The 16,022-nt window shown below is 72.7% G+C and carries 15 protein-coding genes; 6 read left to right on the forward strand and 9 right to left on the reverse strand.

The genetic code is table 11. From position 1 onward, the window contains the following. The first annotated feature begins 297 nt into the window (after nucleotides 1-297). The 5 genes from ACIPSC_RS04220 to trxA all read left to right on the forward strand — a co-directional run bounded on the left by ACIPSC_RS04220 (nucleotide 298) and on the right by trxA (nucleotide 5,846). Nucleotides 298-2,208, forward strand: a complete 1,911-nt coding sequence (locus ACIPSC_RS04220) for a serine/threonine protein kinase (RefSeq protein ID WP_400822820.1) — start codon at nucleotides 298-300, stop codon at nucleotides 2,206-2,208. Between the two features lie 44 nt (nucleotides 2,209-2,252). Further along, nucleotides 2,253-3,023 carry an RNA polymerase sigma factor SigM gene (sigM, locus tag ACIPSC_RS04225; protein ID WP_400822822.1) on the forward strand — a complete coding sequence of 257 codons (771 nt, stop codon included), beginning with the start codon at nucleotides 2,253-2,255 and terminating at the stop codon, nucleotides 3,021-3,023. Continuing rightward, nucleotides 3,020-4,141: a hypothetical protein gene (locus ACIPSC_RS04230; RefSeq protein ID WP_400822824.1), complete on the forward strand. Its 1,122-nt coding sequence runs from the start codon at nucleotides 3,020-3,022 to the stop codon at nucleotides 4,139-4,141. Before sigM ends, ACIPSC_RS04230 begins: the two co-directional genes overlap by 4 nt. A 272-nt stretch (nucleotides 4,142-4,413) precedes the next feature. Continuing rightward, nucleotides 4,414-5,379, forward strand: a complete 966-nt coding sequence (gene trxB, locus ACIPSC_RS04235) for a thioredoxin-disulfide reductase (protein ID WP_400822825.1) — start codon at nucleotides 4,414-4,416, stop codon at nucleotides 5,377-5,379. A gap of 140 nt (nucleotides 5,380-5,519) precedes the next feature. After that, nucleotides 5,520-5,846 (forward strand): thioredoxin, encoded by a 327-nt coding sequence (gene trxA / locus ACIPSC_RS04240; protein WP_238860462.1) that lies wholly within the window; start codon nucleotides 5,520-5,522, stop codon nucleotides 5,844-5,846. 134 nt (nucleotides 5,847-5,980) lie between these two features. On the opposite strand, the gene ACIPSC_RS04245 is transcribed toward trxA, so the two are convergent. The 9 genes from ACIPSC_RS04245 to rpmH form a co-directional block, all read right to left on the reverse strand. Further along, nucleotides 5,981-6,598 (reverse strand): GNAT family N-acetyltransferase, encoded by a 618-nt coding sequence (locus ACIPSC_RS04245; protein WP_400822826.1) that lies wholly within the window; start codon nucleotides 6,596-6,598, stop codon nucleotides 5,981-5,983. A gap of 120 nt (nucleotides 6,599-6,718) precedes the next feature. Beyond that, nucleotides 6,719-7,819: a ParB/RepB/Spo0J family partition protein gene (locus ACIPSC_RS04250; protein ID WP_400822827.1), complete on the reverse strand. Its 1,101-nt coding sequence runs from the start codon at nucleotides 7,817-7,819 to the stop codon at nucleotides 6,719-6,721. Next, nucleotides 7,816-8,826 carry a ParA family protein gene (locus ACIPSC_RS04255; RefSeq protein ID WP_400822828.1) on the reverse strand — a complete coding sequence of 337 codons (1,011 nt, stop codon included), beginning with the start codon at nucleotides 8,824-8,826 and terminating at the stop codon, nucleotides 7,816-7,818. Before ACIPSC_RS04255 ends, ACIPSC_RS04250 begins: the two co-directional genes overlap by 4 nt. Nucleotides 8,827-9,043: 217 nt before the next feature. Beyond that, nucleotides 9,044-9,916: a 16S rRNA (guanine(527)-N(7))-methyltransferase RsmG gene (gene rsmG / locus ACIPSC_RS04260; RefSeq protein WP_400822829.1), complete on the reverse strand. Its 873-nt coding sequence runs from the start codon at nucleotides 9,914-9,916 to the stop codon at nucleotides 9,044-9,046. 179 nt (nucleotides 9,917-10,095) lie between these two features. Then, nucleotides 10,096-10,626, reverse strand: a complete 531-nt coding sequence (locus ACIPSC_RS04265) for a protein jag (RefSeq protein ID WP_400822831.1) — start codon at nucleotides 10,624-10,626, stop codon at nucleotides 10,096-10,098. A gap of 84 nt (nucleotides 10,627-10,710) precedes the next feature. Continuing rightward, nucleotides 10,711-11,880 (reverse strand): membrane protein insertase YidC, encoded by a 1,170-nt coding sequence (gene yidC / locus ACIPSC_RS04270; RefSeq protein WP_400822833.1) that lies wholly within the window; start codon nucleotides 11,878-11,880, stop codon nucleotides 10,711-10,713. Further along, nucleotides 11,877-12,248, reverse strand: coding sequence for a membrane protein insertion efficiency factor YidD (gene yidD, locus ACIPSC_RS04275; protein WP_400822834.1), 372 nt, complete (start codon nucleotides 12,246-12,248; stop codon nucleotides 11,877-11,879). Before yidD ends, yidC begins: the two co-directional genes overlap by 4 nt. Continuing rightward, nucleotides 12,245-12,673 carry a ribonuclease P protein component gene (gene rnpA, locus ACIPSC_RS04280; RefSeq protein WP_400822836.1) on the reverse strand — a complete coding sequence of 143 codons (429 nt, stop codon included), beginning with the start codon at nucleotides 12,671-12,673 and terminating at the stop codon, nucleotides 12,245-12,247. The genes yidD and rnpA overlap by 4 nt, the downstream gene beginning before the upstream one ends. 18 nt (nucleotides 12,674-12,691) lie before the next feature. After that, nucleotides 12,692-12,829: a 50S ribosomal protein L34 gene (rpmH, locus tag ACIPSC_RS04285; RefSeq protein WP_030059672.1), complete on the reverse strand. Its 138-nt coding sequence runs from the start codon at nucleotides 12,827-12,829 to the stop codon at nucleotides 12,692-12,694. 441 nt (nucleotides 12,830-13,270) lie between these two features. On the opposite strand from rpmH, the gene dnaA reads away from it, so the two are divergent. Further along, nucleotides 13,271-15,136: a chromosomal replication initiator protein DnaA gene (dnaA, locus tag ACIPSC_RS04290; protein ID WP_400822839.1), complete on the forward strand. Its 1,866-nt coding sequence runs from the start codon at nucleotides 13,271-13,273 to the stop codon at nucleotides 15,134-15,136. Nucleotides 15,137-16,022: the final 886 nt, after the last annotated feature.

The following is a 16,022-nucleotide window of genomic DNA, read 5'->3' on the forward strand; positions in this document are numbered from 1 at the left end:
CTCCGGCGGACGCCCTGACCGGGCGTCAACCGGGGGCCGGAGCCTTCCGCCCACCGGGCGGGGGGCACACGTCAGTACTGGGCCGCCCTCCGCACCCCGGGTCCTCCCGGGCCGGAGATGGCGGCCCAGTGTCGGATCTGCACCACATCTCTCCACCATCACGCAACCGACCGACCCTTCCAGCGGTCGTACCCGGTGGAGAAGAGTGGGCACAATTGTCCTGGAGCGCCGAGCCTCGGCCCGACCGCTCCAGCGACTCTCTCAGGCCGGGGCGACACAAGGGGAGGCAGGACCACGGTGGCTGATGGCACCAAGGCGGTCGTCGACACGTCAGCAGCTGACGGGGCGACGGACGAGGCCGCACTGGCCGCGGCGATCGACGAGCTCGCCGGCGAGACGGCCCAGCAGTCCCCCGAGGCCGCGCGCACCGGGACCGCACCGGACGACGAGCCCTCTCCCGCACCCTCCTCGGAGGAGACCTCCGAGATCACCGCGCCGCTCTCCGCGGCCGAGATCCGCGCCGAGCTCGCCGCCGGCGCGGCGAAGGCGGCCGCAGCAGCGGCGCGGGGCACGGCCGCGCGCCCGGCCCGCCCGCCGCAGGACCCGCAGCCCACGCACGACCCGCGTGACACCGGCACCCTGCCGCAGACCCTGCCGGCCCCGCTGCGGCACAGCGGGGACAAGATCGGCAACCGGTACCGGCTGGAGGAGTGCATCTCCCAGACCGAGACCTTCAGCAGCTGGCGGGCGGTCGACGAGAAGCTGCGCCGCGCCGTCGGCGTCCACCTGATGGCCTCCGGCCACCAACGGGCCCGCCGGGTGCTGGCGGCCGCCAAGTCCGCCGCACTGCTCGGCGACCCGCGCTTCGTCCAGGTGCTGGACGCCGTGCAGGAGGGCGAGCTGGTCTACGTCGTGCGGGAGTGGCTGCCGCACGCCTCCGACCTCGCCAAGCTGCTCGCCGACGGCCCGATGGAGCCGCACGAGGCGTACCAGATGGTCCGCCAGGTCACCGACGCCGTCGCCGCCGCCCACCGGCGCGGGCAGGCCCACCTGCGACTCACCCCGCGCTGCGTGCTGCGCACCGACAGCGGCCAGTACCGGATCAACGGCATCGCGGTGGACGCCGCGCTGCGCGGGCTGCCCGCCGACGGCGGCGCCGAGGACGCCGAGCGGACCGACACCCGGGCGATCGGCGCCCTGTTGTTCGCCGCGCTCACCCACCGCTGGCCGTACCCGGAGGACCGCTACGACCTCCAGGGCCTGCCCCGGAACCTCCACGCCGTGCCGCCGGACCAGGTCCGGGCCGGCGTCCACAAGGGCCTGTCCGAACTGGCCGCTCGCGCCCTCTTCGACCACCCCCCGCACCACGCCCAGCCGATCCGCACCCCGGAGGAGCTGGCCAAGGCGATCGCGCTGATGCCGCGCATCCGCCAGCCCGAACCGGAGCTGCCCGCCTTCAGCGCCCCGCCGCGCCACAACACCCACGCGCTGCCCACCGCGCCCAACCCGACCCGGGTGGTCGCCGCCCCCGGCACCGCGCCGGCCCCCAACCGGCTCGCCCCGGTCCGGCGCACCCGCCGGCGGCTGCGCCGGGCGGTCAAGGTGACGGCCTGGACGGTCGCCCTCGGCGCGATCGGCGTCGCCTCCTGGCAGCTGGTCGACAGCCTGCGCCACACCGGGCCGACCGTCACCGCCGCCACCCCGGCGCCGTCCAGCGCCGCGCCGACCGTGCACGCAGCCACCCACACCCCGGTGCCGATCCCGGTCAAGGAAGCCCAGTCGTACAACCCGCTGGGCGACTCCCCGGAGTCCCTGTACCTGCTCCCGAAGTCCTTCGACGGCGACCCCGGCTCGTCCTGGACGACCAAGGGCTACAACGACCAGTTCGGCACCAAGCCGCCGCTCAAGGAGGGCACCGGGCTGCTGATCGACCTCGGCTCCCAGCAGTCGGTCAGCTCGGTGAACGTCCAGTTCGTCGGGAGCACCACCGTCGAACTCCGCATCCCGGGCGCCCAGGCCGCCGCCAACCCCGGCGCCGCCCAGCCCGAGGCCTTCACCGTGGCCGGGAAGAAGAGCGGCACCAGCGCCGAGTTCACCCTGGAGAACCCGGTCACCACGCGCTACCTCTTGATCTGGCTCACCAACCTGCCGAAGGATACGGACACCAAGTTCCGCGGCTACGTCTCCGAGGTCAAGGTCTTCGGCTGACCGGCGGCCGGGTGAGGGCAACGACGGCACCACGAGGGGTGGCAGTGACGGACGGCGCGGACCGGGTGGACGACGACGCGGCACTGCTCGCCCGGCACGTCGCCGGCGACCGGGACGCCTTCGGCCTGCTGGTGAACCGCCACCGCGACCGGCTCTGGGCGGTCGCCCTGCGCACCCTCGGCGACCGCGAGGAGGCCGCCGACGCCCTCCAGGACGCCCTGGTCTCCGCGTTCCGCAGCGCGCACACGTTCCAGGGCCGCTCGGCCGTCACCACCTGGCTGCACCGGATCGTGGTCAACGCCTGTCTGGACCGCGCGCGGCGCACCGCCACCCGGCGCACCAACCCGCTGGACGACGACCCGCAGCGGCTGGACGCCCTGGTGGGCTCCGCCGAGCCGGCCGACTCCCCGGTGGTCCGGGCCGAGGTGCACCGGGAGCTGGCGGCGGCGCTGGCCGAACTTCCGGCCGAACAGCGGGCCGCGCTGGTCCTGGTCGACATGCAGGGCTACCCGGTCGCGGAGGCCGCCGAGGTGCTGGGCGTGCCGGTGGGGACGGTGAAGAGCCGCTGCGCCAGGGGCCGGGCCCGGCTGCTGCCGCTGGTCCGCCACCTCCGCGAGGACGGCGTCCGCGCGGACGGCGCGGCACCGGCGGCGGGCACTGTTTCACGTGAAACCGAGCGGGGGGCCGGCACCACGGCCCCCGCGCCCCGGGGCGGATCCGCCCCACCGGGGAACCCGACCGGCGCCCGTGCCGTCAGAAGGACAGGCCCGGACACCACCCGGCCGGTTCTGGAAGGAGATGCGAGCACGCGATGACGGCCCCCCTCTCCTCCCCCGAGCCCACCGCGGCGCACCCCTCCGTCGACGAGCTGGCCGATCTGGCCGAGGGACTGGTCGACTCCGCCGCCGACACCGCGGCGCTCCGGCGGCACCTGGACGGCTGCGCCGAGTGCCGCGAGACCGCCGAGGCCCTCGGCGAGGTCCGGGCACTGCTCGGCGCCGTCGAGCCGCCCGCCCTGCCCACCGACGTGGCCGCCCGGCTGGACGCCGCCCTCGCGGCGGCGGTGGCCGAACGCGACGAGGCCGAACCGGGTACGGGCGAGCCGGGTACGGGCGAGCCGGGTACGGCCGAGCACGACGCGGCCGGGCGTCACGTCGCCGATGCCGTCCGTGCCGCCGATGCCGCGGATGCCGCCGACGGGCCCGCCGCGGCCCCCCAGACCGCCCGGAAGGCCGTCGCGGTCCCTCGGGAGGGCACCGCCCCGGCCGCCCCCTCCCGGCCCGTTCCCGGCCCCTCCTCGACGCACCTCGCCCCACCCGGGCGCCCGTCCGGACGCCCGTCCGGCCCGTCGGCGGCCACCGGACCGGGCCGCGCCCGGCCGCGGCGGCGCCGGCTCGGCCTGCTGCTCGGTGCGGCCGCCGTCCTGATCGGGGCCGGCCTCGGCGGCTCGCTGCTGCTCTCCATGCCCGACCGGTCCGCCTCGGACACCGCCGCGGTCTCGGTCGGCGCCCCCGCGGCCGGCGCCGTGCCGAGCCCCGCCGCGAGCGCCAGGCCCGCCCAGAGCCCCAAGGCCGAGCAGGCGGGCGGCGGCACCGTCTACCGGGACGACCAGCTGGCGGACCAGGTGCGGCACCTGCTCGCCGGCGCCGGGCCGACCACCGACGGCCCGGTCAAGCCGGGGGCGCCCTCCACCATGACCGGCGGTGCACCGCCCGCCGACGTGCAACCGGGCATCGCCGGCGGCCAGAGCGCCCCGGCCTGCCCGGCGCCCACCGACGCCCCGCTGCTCGCCAGCGACCGGGGCAGCTACGCGGGCGCCCCGGCGGACCTTCTGGTGTACGCGGTGCCCGGCCGGTCCGACCGGCTCGACGTCTACCTGCGCTCCCCCGACTGCGGGCCGGTCCTGGTGCACCGCACCGTCGAGGCCCGCTGAACCCGTCGGCGGGCGCCCTGCGGCGTGCCCACCGACAGGCGCCCACCGCGGCCGGAATCGCGCGGCCCGGACCCCCAGCGGGCATTCCACGGCGGATCGGCGCACCGGCCCCGTGCGATCCAGCCCCGGGGCGCCGGGCGCTCCCACACTGCGGGCACCTGGTACGGATTCGCCTGGGAATGCGGGAGACTGGTCAGTCGTTGTCCCGGGCGGCGGAGCAGGACCGCCCTCCCCGCACCTAGCGCGGGTCGCGATGCGAACCAGGAGATGCAGTGAGCGACGTCCGTAACGTGATCATCATCGGTTCCGGCCCGGCCGGCTACACGGCTGCGCTCTACACCGCCCGTGCCTCCCTCGAGCCGCTGGTCTTCGAGGGCGCCGTCACCGCCGGCGGTGCGCTGATGAACACCACCGAGGTGGAGAACTTCCCCGGCTTCCGGGACGGCATCATGGGCCCCGAGCTGATGGACAACATGCGGGCCCAGGCCGAGCGGTTCGGCGCCGAGCTGGTCCCGGACGACATCGTCGCGGTCGACCTCACCGGTGACGTCAAGACCGTCACCGACTCCGAGGGCAACGTCCACAAGGCCCGCGCCGTGATCGTCACCACCGGCTCGCAGCACCGCAAGCTGGGCCTGCCGAACGAGGACAAGCTCTCCGGGCGCGGCGTCTCCTGGTGCGCCACCTGCGACGGCTTCTTCTTCCGCGACCAGGACATCGCCGTGGTCGGCGGCGGCGACACGGCCCTGGAGGAGGCGACCTTCCTCTCCCGCTTCGCCCGCAGCGTCACGATCATCCACCGCCGGGACACCCTGCGCGCCTCCAAGGCGATGCAGGAGCGCGCCTTCGCCGACGAGAAGATCCGCTTCGAGTGGGACAGCGCGGTCGAGGCGATCCACGGCGACCCGAAGCTGACCGGCGTCACCCTGCGCGACACCACCACCGGCGAGACCCGCGAGCTGGCCGTCACCGGCCTGTTCATCGCCATCGGCCACGACCCGCGCACCGAGCTGTTCAAGGGCCAGCTGGAGCTCGACGCCGAGGGCTACCTCAAGGTCGAGTCCCCCTCGACCCGGACCGGCATCCCGGGCGTCTTCGGCGCCGGCGACGTCGTCGACCACACCTACCGCCAGGCCATCACGGCCGCCGGCACCGGCTGCGCCGCCGCGCTGGACGCCGAGCGCTACCTGGCCTCGCTGGCCGACCTGGAGGCCCAGGCCGCCACCGTCGCGGTCTGAGCCCCACCCGATCCACCCCGCGGGGGTGTTTCACGTGAAACGCCCCCGCGCCGCCCCGCACCCGGCCAGGCAGAAACAGAACGGGCCCGCCCGTTGTTCACCTGGCAGCAGCCCTCTCCGTTCGATCCCGAGGAGTCCCCGTGGCCGGCGCCACCACCACCGTCACCGACAAGACGTTCGAGACCGACGTCCTGAAGAGCGAGAAGCCCGTACTGGTCGACTTCTGGGCCACCTGGTGCGGTCCGTGCCGCCAGGTCGCCCCGATCCTGGACGAGATCGCGGCCGAGCACGGCGACAAGCTGACCATCGCCAAGCTGGACGTGGACGCCAACCAGGCGACCGCCGCGCAGTACGGCGTCATCTCGATCCCGACCCTGATCGTCTACAAGGGCGGCGAGCCGGTGAAGTCGATCACCGGTGCCCGGCCGAAGGCTGCGCTGCTGCGCGAGCTCGCCGAGTTCATCTAGGTCCCGGCCCGGCTGCGACCGGGACAGACCTCAGTGCCGCGAGGGCGGGGCTTCCCACCGGGAGCCCCGCCCTCGTCGCGTACCCACCCGGACGTCTGCCCGGGAAGCGTCCTACCGGGGTTGCCGGACAGGCCCTAGAACGGCCGGAGTGCGGGCTCCTTGCGGCCCCCGCCGAGCAGCCGCTCCAGCGCGACCTCCACGTCCCCGCGCCAGGAGAGCGTGGTCCGGGCCTCCAGCCGCAGCCGCGGGTACCGCTGGTGCGGCCGGACCGTCTTGAAGCCCACCGCGAGCAGGTGCTCCGCCGGGAGGACACAGCTCGTCGGCTGCCGGCCGACCGCGCCGAACGCCTCGATCGCCTTCACCCCGCGGCCCACCAGATCCTTGGCCACGGTCTGCACCAGCACCCGGCCGAGCCCCTGCCGCTGGTAGCCCGGCAGCACCCGGCTGATCATCAGCTGAACCGCGTCCGGCGAGACCGGACTCGTCGGGAAGGACTGCGAGCGCGGCACGTACGCGGGCGGGGCGTAGAGCACGAAGCCCGCCGGGACGTCGTCCACGTAGACGATCCGGCCGCAGGAGCCCCACTCCAGCAGGACCGCGGAGATCCACCCCTCCTTCTCCGACTCGGGCTTGCCGGACTCCACGGCCGCCCGTCCGCTGACCGGATCCAGCTCCCAGAACACGCAGGAGCGGCACGTGGTCGGCAGATCCACGAGGTTGTCCAGTGTCAGCGGAGCGATCCGGCGTCCCATGCCCCGCACCTCCTCGTCCACTCCACAGTCGAGCATTCCCCCCGAACGCCGATGGGTGCATGTTTCACGTGAAACACCGCTCACGTGGAACATGCACCCATCGGGTAGCCCTCGGCCCGATCAGCCCTGCGACAGCCGGAGCCCGTCCTCGCCCGGGGCCAGGCTGTCCAGGATCCGGTTGAGGTCCTCCACCGAGCCGAACTCCAGCACGACCTTGCCCTTCCCGAGCTTGCCGCCGCGCTGCGAGACCTCCACCTTGACCCGGGTGTCGAAGCGGTCGGAGAGCCGGCTCGCCAGGTCGTTGAAGGCCGGGGAGAGCAGCTTGCCCGCCTTCGGCCCGGCCGCCCGCGCCGGCTTCTCCTCGCGGTCCATCAGCGCGACGATCTCCTCGGTGGTCCGCACCGAGAGGCCCTCGGCGATGATCCGCCGGGCCAGCTGGTCCTGCCGCTCGCCGTCCGGCACGCCGAGCAGCGCGCGGGCGTGGCCCGCCGTCAGCACCCCGGCGGCGACCCTCCGCTGCACGGCGGGCGACAGCTTCAGCAGCCGCAGCGTGTTGGAGACGTGCGAGCGGGAGCGGCCGATCCGGTCCGCCAGCTCGTCATGGGTGCAGGAGAAGTCCCGCAGCAGCTGGTCGTAGGCGGCGGCCTCTTCCAGCGGGTTCAGCTCCGCCCGGTGCAGGTTCTCCAGCAGGGCGTCCAGCAGCAGCTTGTCGTCCTCGGTGGCCCGGACGATCGCCGGGATCCGCTCCAGACCGGCCTCCCGGGAGGCCCGCCAGCGCCGCTCGCCCATGATGAGCTCGAAGCGCTCGGGCGAGACCTGCCGCACCACGACCGGCTGGAGCAGGCCCACCTCCTTGATGGAGGCGACCAGCTCGGCCAGCTTGTCCTCGTCGAAGACCAGGCGCGGCTGGCACGGGTTGGGCGTGATCGCGTCCAGCGGCAGCTCCGCGAAGCGCGCGCCGTCCACCGGGGCGAGCTCCGACCCGGCGGACTCGGCCGCCCGGTCGGCCTGCTCCCGGAGACTCTCCGCGGCGACCTTGGCGGCCACCGTGCCCCGCCCGGTCGGCAGCACCGGCACCGCAGCCGGCGAGACCGTTCCGGCGGGCGCCGCCGAGCCCGGCGCGGGCGTGGCGGTCGCGGGCTGCGCCGCTCCGCCGGCCGCCGGTGTGGCGGCCGGGATCAGCGCCCCGAGCCCACGTCCGAGACCCCTGCGACCACTCACCGATTGCCCTCCGTCGTACCGTGCTGTGCCATCGGGGCGCCGTGCCCCGTCTCGCCGCCGCCCTGCGGCCGGCCGTTCTGCTGGCCGTCGCGCTGCTGGCCCACCAGTGAGCCGGTGACCCCGCCGACGCCCGCCGCGCGCATCGCCAGCTCCCGGGCGGCCTCCAGGTAGGAGAGCGCACCGGTCGAACCCGGATCGTAGGTCAACACCGTCTGCCCGTAGCTCGGCGCCTCCGAGATGCGGACCGAGCGCGGGATCGCGGTGTGCAGCACCTCCTGCTGGAAGTGCGTCCGGACCTCCTCGGCGACCTGGGCGGCCAGCCGGGTGCGGGCGTCGTACATGGTGAGCAGGATGGTGGAGACGTGCAGCGCGGGGTTGAGGTGCGCCCGGACCAGCTCGACGTTGCGCAGCAGCTGGCCGAGCCCCTCCAGCGCGTAGTACTCGCACTGGATCGGGATCAGCACCTCCTGGCCGGCCACCAGGGCGTTGACCGTCAGCAGGCCGAGGGAGGGCGGGCAGTCGATCAGGATGTAGTCCAGCGGCTGCTCGTACGCGGCGATGGCGCGCTGGAGCCGGCTCTCCCGGGCCACCAGCGAGACCAGCTCGATCTCCGCACCGGCCAGGTCGATGGTGGCGGGGCAGCAGAACAGCCCCTCGACGTCCACCACCGGCTGCACCACGTCGGCCAGCGGCTTGCCCTCGACGAGGACGTCGTAGATCGACGGCACCTCGGCGTGGTGGTCGATGCCCAGCGCCGTGGAGGCGTTGCCCTGCGGGTCGAGGTCGATCACCAGGACGCGCAGTCCGTGCATGGCGAGCGAGGCGGCCAGGTTGACGGTGGTGGTGGTCTTACCCACCCCGCCCTTCTGGTTGGCGACGACGATCACCCTGGTCGCGGCGGGCCGGGGCAGCCCCTCGCCCGCCCGTCCGATCGCCTGGACCGCAGCCTGGGCAGCACGCGCGATGGGCGTGTCATCGATCTGGTCGATGGTCTCCGAGTCCTGCATGGGGCTCAGTGTTTCACGTGAAACCGGAGCGGCAACAGTCGCCGCCCGGCTGCGAGAGAGGATTCCGGAAAGCAGGGAGCGACGTTTCACGTGAAACACCATGCCCGCAATGTCGGATTTCTGACGGTGCGACACTCCGATTGCCGGGTTGTCCCCCGAAACGACCAACGGGCGGGCGGTCCGGAGGACCACCCGCCCGTGTCGAGCATCACCCGCGTCAGCGGCTGCGGCGCCGCCCGCCACGACCGCGCTCGGCGCCCCGGACGGCACCGGCGCTGCGCCCGGCCCGGGCCGCCTTGGCCCGCCGGGTGGCGGCCTTCACCCCGCCGGGGCTCTCCCCGGCCTTGACCTGGACCACCCGGGTCGAGGTCTCCAGGGTGCCCTCGCCGACCGAGATGACCGACCACTCCACCGCGCCGAGCTTGGCCAGCCCGGCCCGCGACTCCGCCAGCTCCTGCTCGGCGCTGTCGCCCTTGAGCGCCAGCATCTGGCCGTGCGGACGCAGCAGCGGCAGGCCCCAGCCGGCCAGGCGCTCCATCGGCGCCACCGCGCGGGCCGTCACCACGTCCACGGCCAGCTTGCCGACCATCTCCTCGGCCCGGCCGCGCAGCACCGTGACGTTCTCCAGCCCCAGCTCGCGGACCACCTCCTCCAGGAAGGTGGTCCGGCGCAGCAGCGGCTCCAGCAGCGTCACCGAGACGTCCGGGCGGGCCAGCGCGACCGGGATGCCGGGCAGGCCGGCCCCCGAACCGACGTCGCACAGGGTGGAGCCGGGGGGCAGCAGCTCGGCCAGCACCGCGCAGTTCAGCACGTGGCGGTCCCAGAGCCGCGGCACCTCACGGGGGCCGATCAGCCCGCGCTGGACGCCGGCCGTGGCCAGCAGCTCGGTGTAGCGGACCGCGGCGTCGTAGCGGTCGCCGAAGACCTCCCGTGCCACCGGCGGGGCCTCGGTCAGCTCCACGGCCGCCGCGCCGTCGGCGACCTGGCCCTCACCGGGCTGGTCCGCCTGGGCGGAACCGGCCGGGCCCTCAGCGGCCGAACCGCCGACGCCCGTCACCGGCTCACCGGCAGCCGCGCTCTCCGTGTCCATCTCGACCTCTCCGCTCCCCGGATCCACCGACCCGCTCTTCACACCGTTTCACGTGAAACATCTCCCCGCCGGGCCGTGACACCCGGCGAAGGGACGGCGACCCCGCCCGCACGAAGCGGACGGGGTCGCGTCCTCTTGAAGACCGCCGACCGCCGCGGCGGCCGTCGTCGACTCCGGGCTCAGGCCGGCAGCACGACCACGCACCGCTGGGGCTCTTCGCCCTCGGACTCGCTGCGCAGACCGGCCGCGGCCACCGCGTCGTGGACGACCTTGCGCTCGAACGGCGTCATCGGCCGCAGCTTGACCTGCTCCCCCGTGCTCTTCGCCTGCTCGGCCGCCTGGGCGCCGAGCGTGGCCAGCTCCGAACGCTTGCGGGCCCGGAAGCCGGCAATGTCCAGCATGAGGCGGCTGCGCTCGCCGGTCTCCCGGTGGACAGCCAACCGGGTCAGCTCCTGCAGCGCCTCCAGCACCTCGCCGTCCTGGCCGACCAGGCGCTGCAGCGCGCGGTCGTTGCCGTCGCCGACGATGGAGACCAGGGCGCGGTCACCCTCGACGTCCATGTCGATGTCACCGTCGAGGTCGGCGATGTCGAGCAGACCCTCCAGGTAGTCCGCCGCGATGTCGCCTTCCTGCTCCAGACGGGCGATGAGGCCCTCGTCGGCGCTGGCAGCGGCCTCGACCTCGACGGCGGAGGTGGTGCCTTCCGTCACTGATGGACTCCTTCGGGGATGGGCCCGAGTGGTGGGCCGGGAACGAGGTTCGGGGGCCGCCGGGACGGTCCGGGTCCGGTCGGGTCAGGACTTCTTCTTCGGGCGCTGGCCGCCCTGACCGCCACGCCGGGGCTGCTGCCGTCCGCCCTGCCGGGCCGGGGCCGGCTTGCCACCGGCCGGTCGGGCGGCGGCGGGCTTGCTGCTGCCGGACTCGGCGGGGACGGCCTGGGTGGAGTCGGCCGGAACGGCCTGGGCGGACTCCGCCGGGGCGTCCTTGGTCAGGCTCGCGGTCTGACCGCCGTGCTGGCGCTGCGACTTGGTCTGCTTGCGCGGCTGCTGACGGCGCACGTGCACCGCGTCCTCGACGACGGCCTCGGCCGAGGCGGGGGCCGTCTTCTTCGGGGGCAGCAGGCCCCAGAGGGCGCCCTTGATCACGGTGCCGTCCGGGTTGAGCCGGCCGGCCTTCTTCAGCCGTTCCTGGCGCTCGTCCCAGGCCTTGCTGCCCGGAGTCGGGTTGTTCCGGATGACGATCAGCTGCTGGCCCATCGACCAGACGTTGGTGGTCAGCCAGTAGACCAGCACACCGACGGGGAAGTTGATGCCCATCACGGCGAACATGATCGGGAAGACGTACATCAGCATCTTCTGCTGCTGCATGAACGGCGTCTTGACCGTGAGGTCCACGTTCTTGGTCATCAGCTGGCGCTGGGTGATGAACTGCGACAGCGACATCAGGACGATCATCACGGCGACGACGATCTTGACGCTGACCTCGGAGCTGCCGACGAAGGTCGCGGAGAGCGGCGCACCGAAGATGTGGGCCTGCTGGGCACTGTCCAGCGTGGCGCCGTCGATGACACCGATCGGCTTGCCGTCGGCGACCTTGGCGAGCACGCCGTAGAGGGCGGTGAAGAACGGCGCCTGGACGAGGATGGGAAGGCAGCTGGAGAACGGGTTGGTACCCGCCTCCTTGTACAGCTTCATCATCTCTTCGGACTGGCGCTGCTTGTCGTTCTTGTAGCGCTCCTGGATGGCCTTCATCTTCGGCTGGATCGCCTGCATGGCCCGGGTCGCCTTGATCTGCTTCACGAAGAGCGGGATCAGGCAGATCCGGATGACGACCACCATCGAGGCGATGGCCAGACCCCAGGCCCAGCCACCGTTCGGGTCGAAGACGTGGCTGTACAGCGAGTGGAACTGGACGATGATCCAGGACACCGCTGTGTACAGGGGATTCAGGAAGGAGAAGGTCACCGGTCAGGCTCCTTGGACATTGGGATCGGCCCCACGGGACCAATGGTCGCCGGGCCCTCGGGGTCCGGACCGGCGGGGGGCGTGGTCACCGGCTGTTCGACGGCCGACCTGCTGTTCAGCAGGTCGCGCAGTCGGCGGTGCCACACCGGGTGCTTGCGCGGCGGGACGTGATCGACCCCGCCCGGCGTCCACGGATTGCAGCGCAGGATGCGCCAGGCGGTCAGGCCGCCGCCCTTGACCGCCCCGTGCACCCGCACGGCCTCATAGCCGTAGTGCGAGCACGAGGGGTAGTAGCGGCACACCGGACCGAGCAGTGGGCTGATGGTCCACTGGTACACCCTGATCAGACCCATCAGCAGGTACTTCATCGCCCTGCTCCCGTCGGCGCCGCAGCGGCGGGCTCCGCCTTCAGCAATCGCTTCAGCGCCGCGTCCAGGTCCCGTTCCAGGTCCTGGTACGAGGCGGTCGCGGCCTGGGGCAGCGCACGCACCACTATCAGGCTACCGGCGGGCAGCCTGGACAGGCGATCACGGACGAGGTGGCGCAGTCGGCGTTTGACCAGGTTGCGGACGACCGCCGGACCGACGGCCTTGCTCACGACGAAACCCGCACGCGCCGAAGGAGTCCCCTCGGCGACGTGCGGGCGGGAGTCGCTCGTCCGGTCGGCCTGCGCCCCCGGGTCACCGTCTCTGCTGAGATGGACGACCAACAGGGGCCGGCCGGCCCGGCGACCGCGTTTCACCGCGGTCGCGAAGTCCTGGCGCCGCCGCAGCCGATTCTCGGAGGGCAGCACAACAGACTCTGACGCGGATCAGGCGGACAGGCTGGCGCGGCCCTTGCCACGGCGGGCGGCCAGGATGGCGCGGCCGGCGCGGGTACGCATACGCAGCCGGAAGCCGTGGGTCTTCGCGCGACGACGGTTGTTCGGCTGGAAGGTGCGCTTGCTCACTCGGGGGCTCCTGAGGTGAATCGTAGGATGACGGGGAGTCGCTTGGCCGTCACCGTGCGTCCGCGTGATCTCCCCTGTTACGGAAATCCGGCCCATCGCCCCAGTTCGGCTGGGGTCTGAGGCAATCCACGGCGCCCGTGCTGCGCGCCTTATGGAGCGGGCGGACCCGCGGACATGCGGCAGCGGCCATCGACAACTCGACCTCGATACGGTACGCGGGACGGGGCACGAGGGTCAAACCAGCCGTCCGTGCGCGGCGGCTCGCACCCGCCGGACCCGCCCGTCGCCCACAGCCTGTGGACAACGACTTGATCCGGCTCAGTTCGCTGACTACCGTTGCAGGACTTGTCTGGTTTGTTCTGCGTAGACGGCCCCCGATCCACAGTCTCTTGATCCACCACCCCCTGCTGGAGCCGCGGGGAACCGAGAAAGCGTGCACCAGTGGCTGATGTCAACAGCGACCTCGTCCCGGTCTGGGCGAGGGTCGTCGAGCGGCTGGTCAGCGACCCGGACGTCGGGGAGATGGACAAGCAGTGGGTGCAGCGCACCCAGCCGATGTGGATGATGCACGACACCGCCCTGCTGGCCACCCCCAACGAGCGGGCCAAGCAGGTGCTGGAGGGCCGGCTGCTGCCGCAGCTGACCGAGGCGCTCAGCCGCGAGCTCAGCCGTCCGGTCCGGATCGCCGTGATGGTCGACGCCAACGCCGCGCCCACCACCCCCGCCCCGGCACCCGCCGAGCCGCCGGCCGCCGAGCCCTACCCGCGTTCCGAGGGCGGCCCCGAGTACGGCGCCCCCGGCCACCAGGGTCACCAGAACCACCAGGGCTACGGGCGGTCGTACCAGTCCGACTACGCCGAGCCCGACTACCCCGAGTACGAGCAGGAGCCCTACGGCAGCCCCGGCGGCTACGGGGAGCGCCCGGCGCCCCCGTACGGCTCGGACCGGCCGGCGCCCTACGGCGGTCCCGCCCCGCAGCCGTCCTGGGACGACCACGACGGCTACGGCGAGCCGGAGCCCGCCCCGCGCCCGCACCGGCCGGTCCCCGGACCGCCCGCGACCACCCAGGGCGACCTCTTCGGCGGCGCCTACGGCCCCGGCCCCGGCGAGCACCCGCGCACCGGCTCCGGCCGCCGCTCCCCCGGCGCCCGCCCTGCGGCCGGCCGCGCCCCGGAGAAGGCGCCGGCCGAGCGGGCCACCGACCGGCCCGCGGTGCCCGGTGTGCCCGCCCCGCCCGGCGCTCCCCCGGCCGGCGGCTCGCGCAAGGACGAGCCGGCCGCCCGGCTGAACCCCAAGTACCTCTTCGACACCTTCGTGATCGGCGCGAGCAACCGCTTCGCGCACGCCGCGGCGGTGGCGGTCGCCGAGGCCCCGGCCAAGGCGTACAACCCGCTCTTCATCTACGGCGAGTCCGGGCTGGGCAAGACCCACCTGCTGCACGCCATCGGGCACTACTCGCGCAGCCTCTTCCCGGGGACCCGGGTGCGCTACGTGTCCTCGGAGGAGTTCACCAACGAGTTCATCAACTCGATCCGGGACGGCAAGGCGGACACCTTCCGCAAGCGCTACCGGGACATGGACATCCTGCTCGTGGACGACGTGCAGTTCCTGGCGAGCAAGGAGTCCACGCAGGAGGAGTTCTTCCACACCTTCAACACCCTGCACAACGCCAACAAGCAGATCGTCCTCTCGTCCGACCGGCCGCCCAAGCTGCTGACCACGCTGGAGGACCGGCTGCGGAACCGCTTCGAGTGGGGGCTGATCACCGACGTCACCCCGCCGGAGCTGGAGACCCGGATCGCGATCCTGCGCAAGAAGGCGATCCAGGAGCAACTGAACGCCCCGGCGGACGTGTTGGAGTTCATCGCGTCCCGGATCACCCGCAACATCCGGGAGTTGGAGGGCGCCCTGATCCGGGTCACCGCCTTCGCCAACCTCAACCGGGCGCCGGTGGACCTGGAGCTGGCCGGCATCGTCCTCAAGGACCTCATCCCGGGCGGGGACGAGGACGCCGGCCCGGAGATCACCGCGCAGGTCATCATGCAGCAGACCGCCGCGTACTTCGGGCTGGGTGTGGACGACCTCTGCGGCTCCTCGCGCAGCCGGGTCCTGGTGACGGCCCGCCAGATCGCGATGTACCTCTGCCGCGAGCTCACCGACCTCTCGCTGCCGAAGATCGGTGCGCAGTTCGGCGGCCGCGACCACACCACCGTGATGCACGCGGACCGCAAGATCCGCTCGCTGATGGCCGAGCGGCGCTCGATCTACAACCAGGTCACCGAGCTGACCAACCGCATCAAGAGCTAGGCCTGCGGGGCCCTGCACGGCCCCGCGGAAGGCCCCGGAAGGGCGTCAGGAGCGATCCTGACGCCCTTTCCGCATATCCACAGGTGTGGGCCGGCGATTCGCTGGGCAGAGTTGTCGACGACGGACGCTCCGCCAGTCCACAGGTCGCGCCGAACATCTGACCGGGTATTCGAACCCGATCGGCGCAGTGGGCCGTTGTCCACAGCCGGAGCCCCTTCCCCGTCGTCCACAGGCCGGGGAGTCCGAAGTTATCCAGAATTCCTCCACAGGCCGCCCGCCGCTACGCTCTTCCGCGCAGGTCAGGTGGCTGTGGACTTGTGCACAACGGTTATCCACAGGGTGTGGACAATTGGCGTCCCGTCAGTGGGCCGTTCGGGTTGTCCACCGGTTGTCCCCAGGGCCGACCGGGTTATCCCCAAGTTGTCCACAGGAGCGTCCACAGTTCGACAACCTTGGGGCGGCGTTCATGCTCCGGTGTGAAAGGCGTCACGAAACGTTGACCGGCTCCGGTGGATAACCGTGCCAGGATCTGGGGACAGCGCTGGGGAAAACCTGTGGATACTCACGGTGGGCTGTGGGTAACGCTCCGCTGTCCACAGCGGGCCCTGTCCGTCCACAGCCGCCGTCCACATGCGCTGTGGACAAAAAACGAGGTCTGACCTGCGGAAACGGGGTTATCCACGGTTTCCACAGGCCCTACTACTACCACTACACCTATAGACCCATCGCCTCGTTCAAAAGCGGCTGGGGGCGAAATCTGTGGACAACCGCGACCCGACATCCGTTCGGGTTGCTTCCGCCCGTCTGCCCCGTCTGTCGGTGGAGTACGTCAGACTGTCCTCGGCGACTGGAAGCGGAGCGGCAGAGCTCGACGGACAGCCGCAGC

Source organism: Kitasatospora sp. NPDC090091, assembly GCF_044747365.1.
Classification (GTDB): Bacteria; Actinomycetota; Actinomycetes; order Streptomycetales; family Streptomycetaceae; genus Kitasatospora.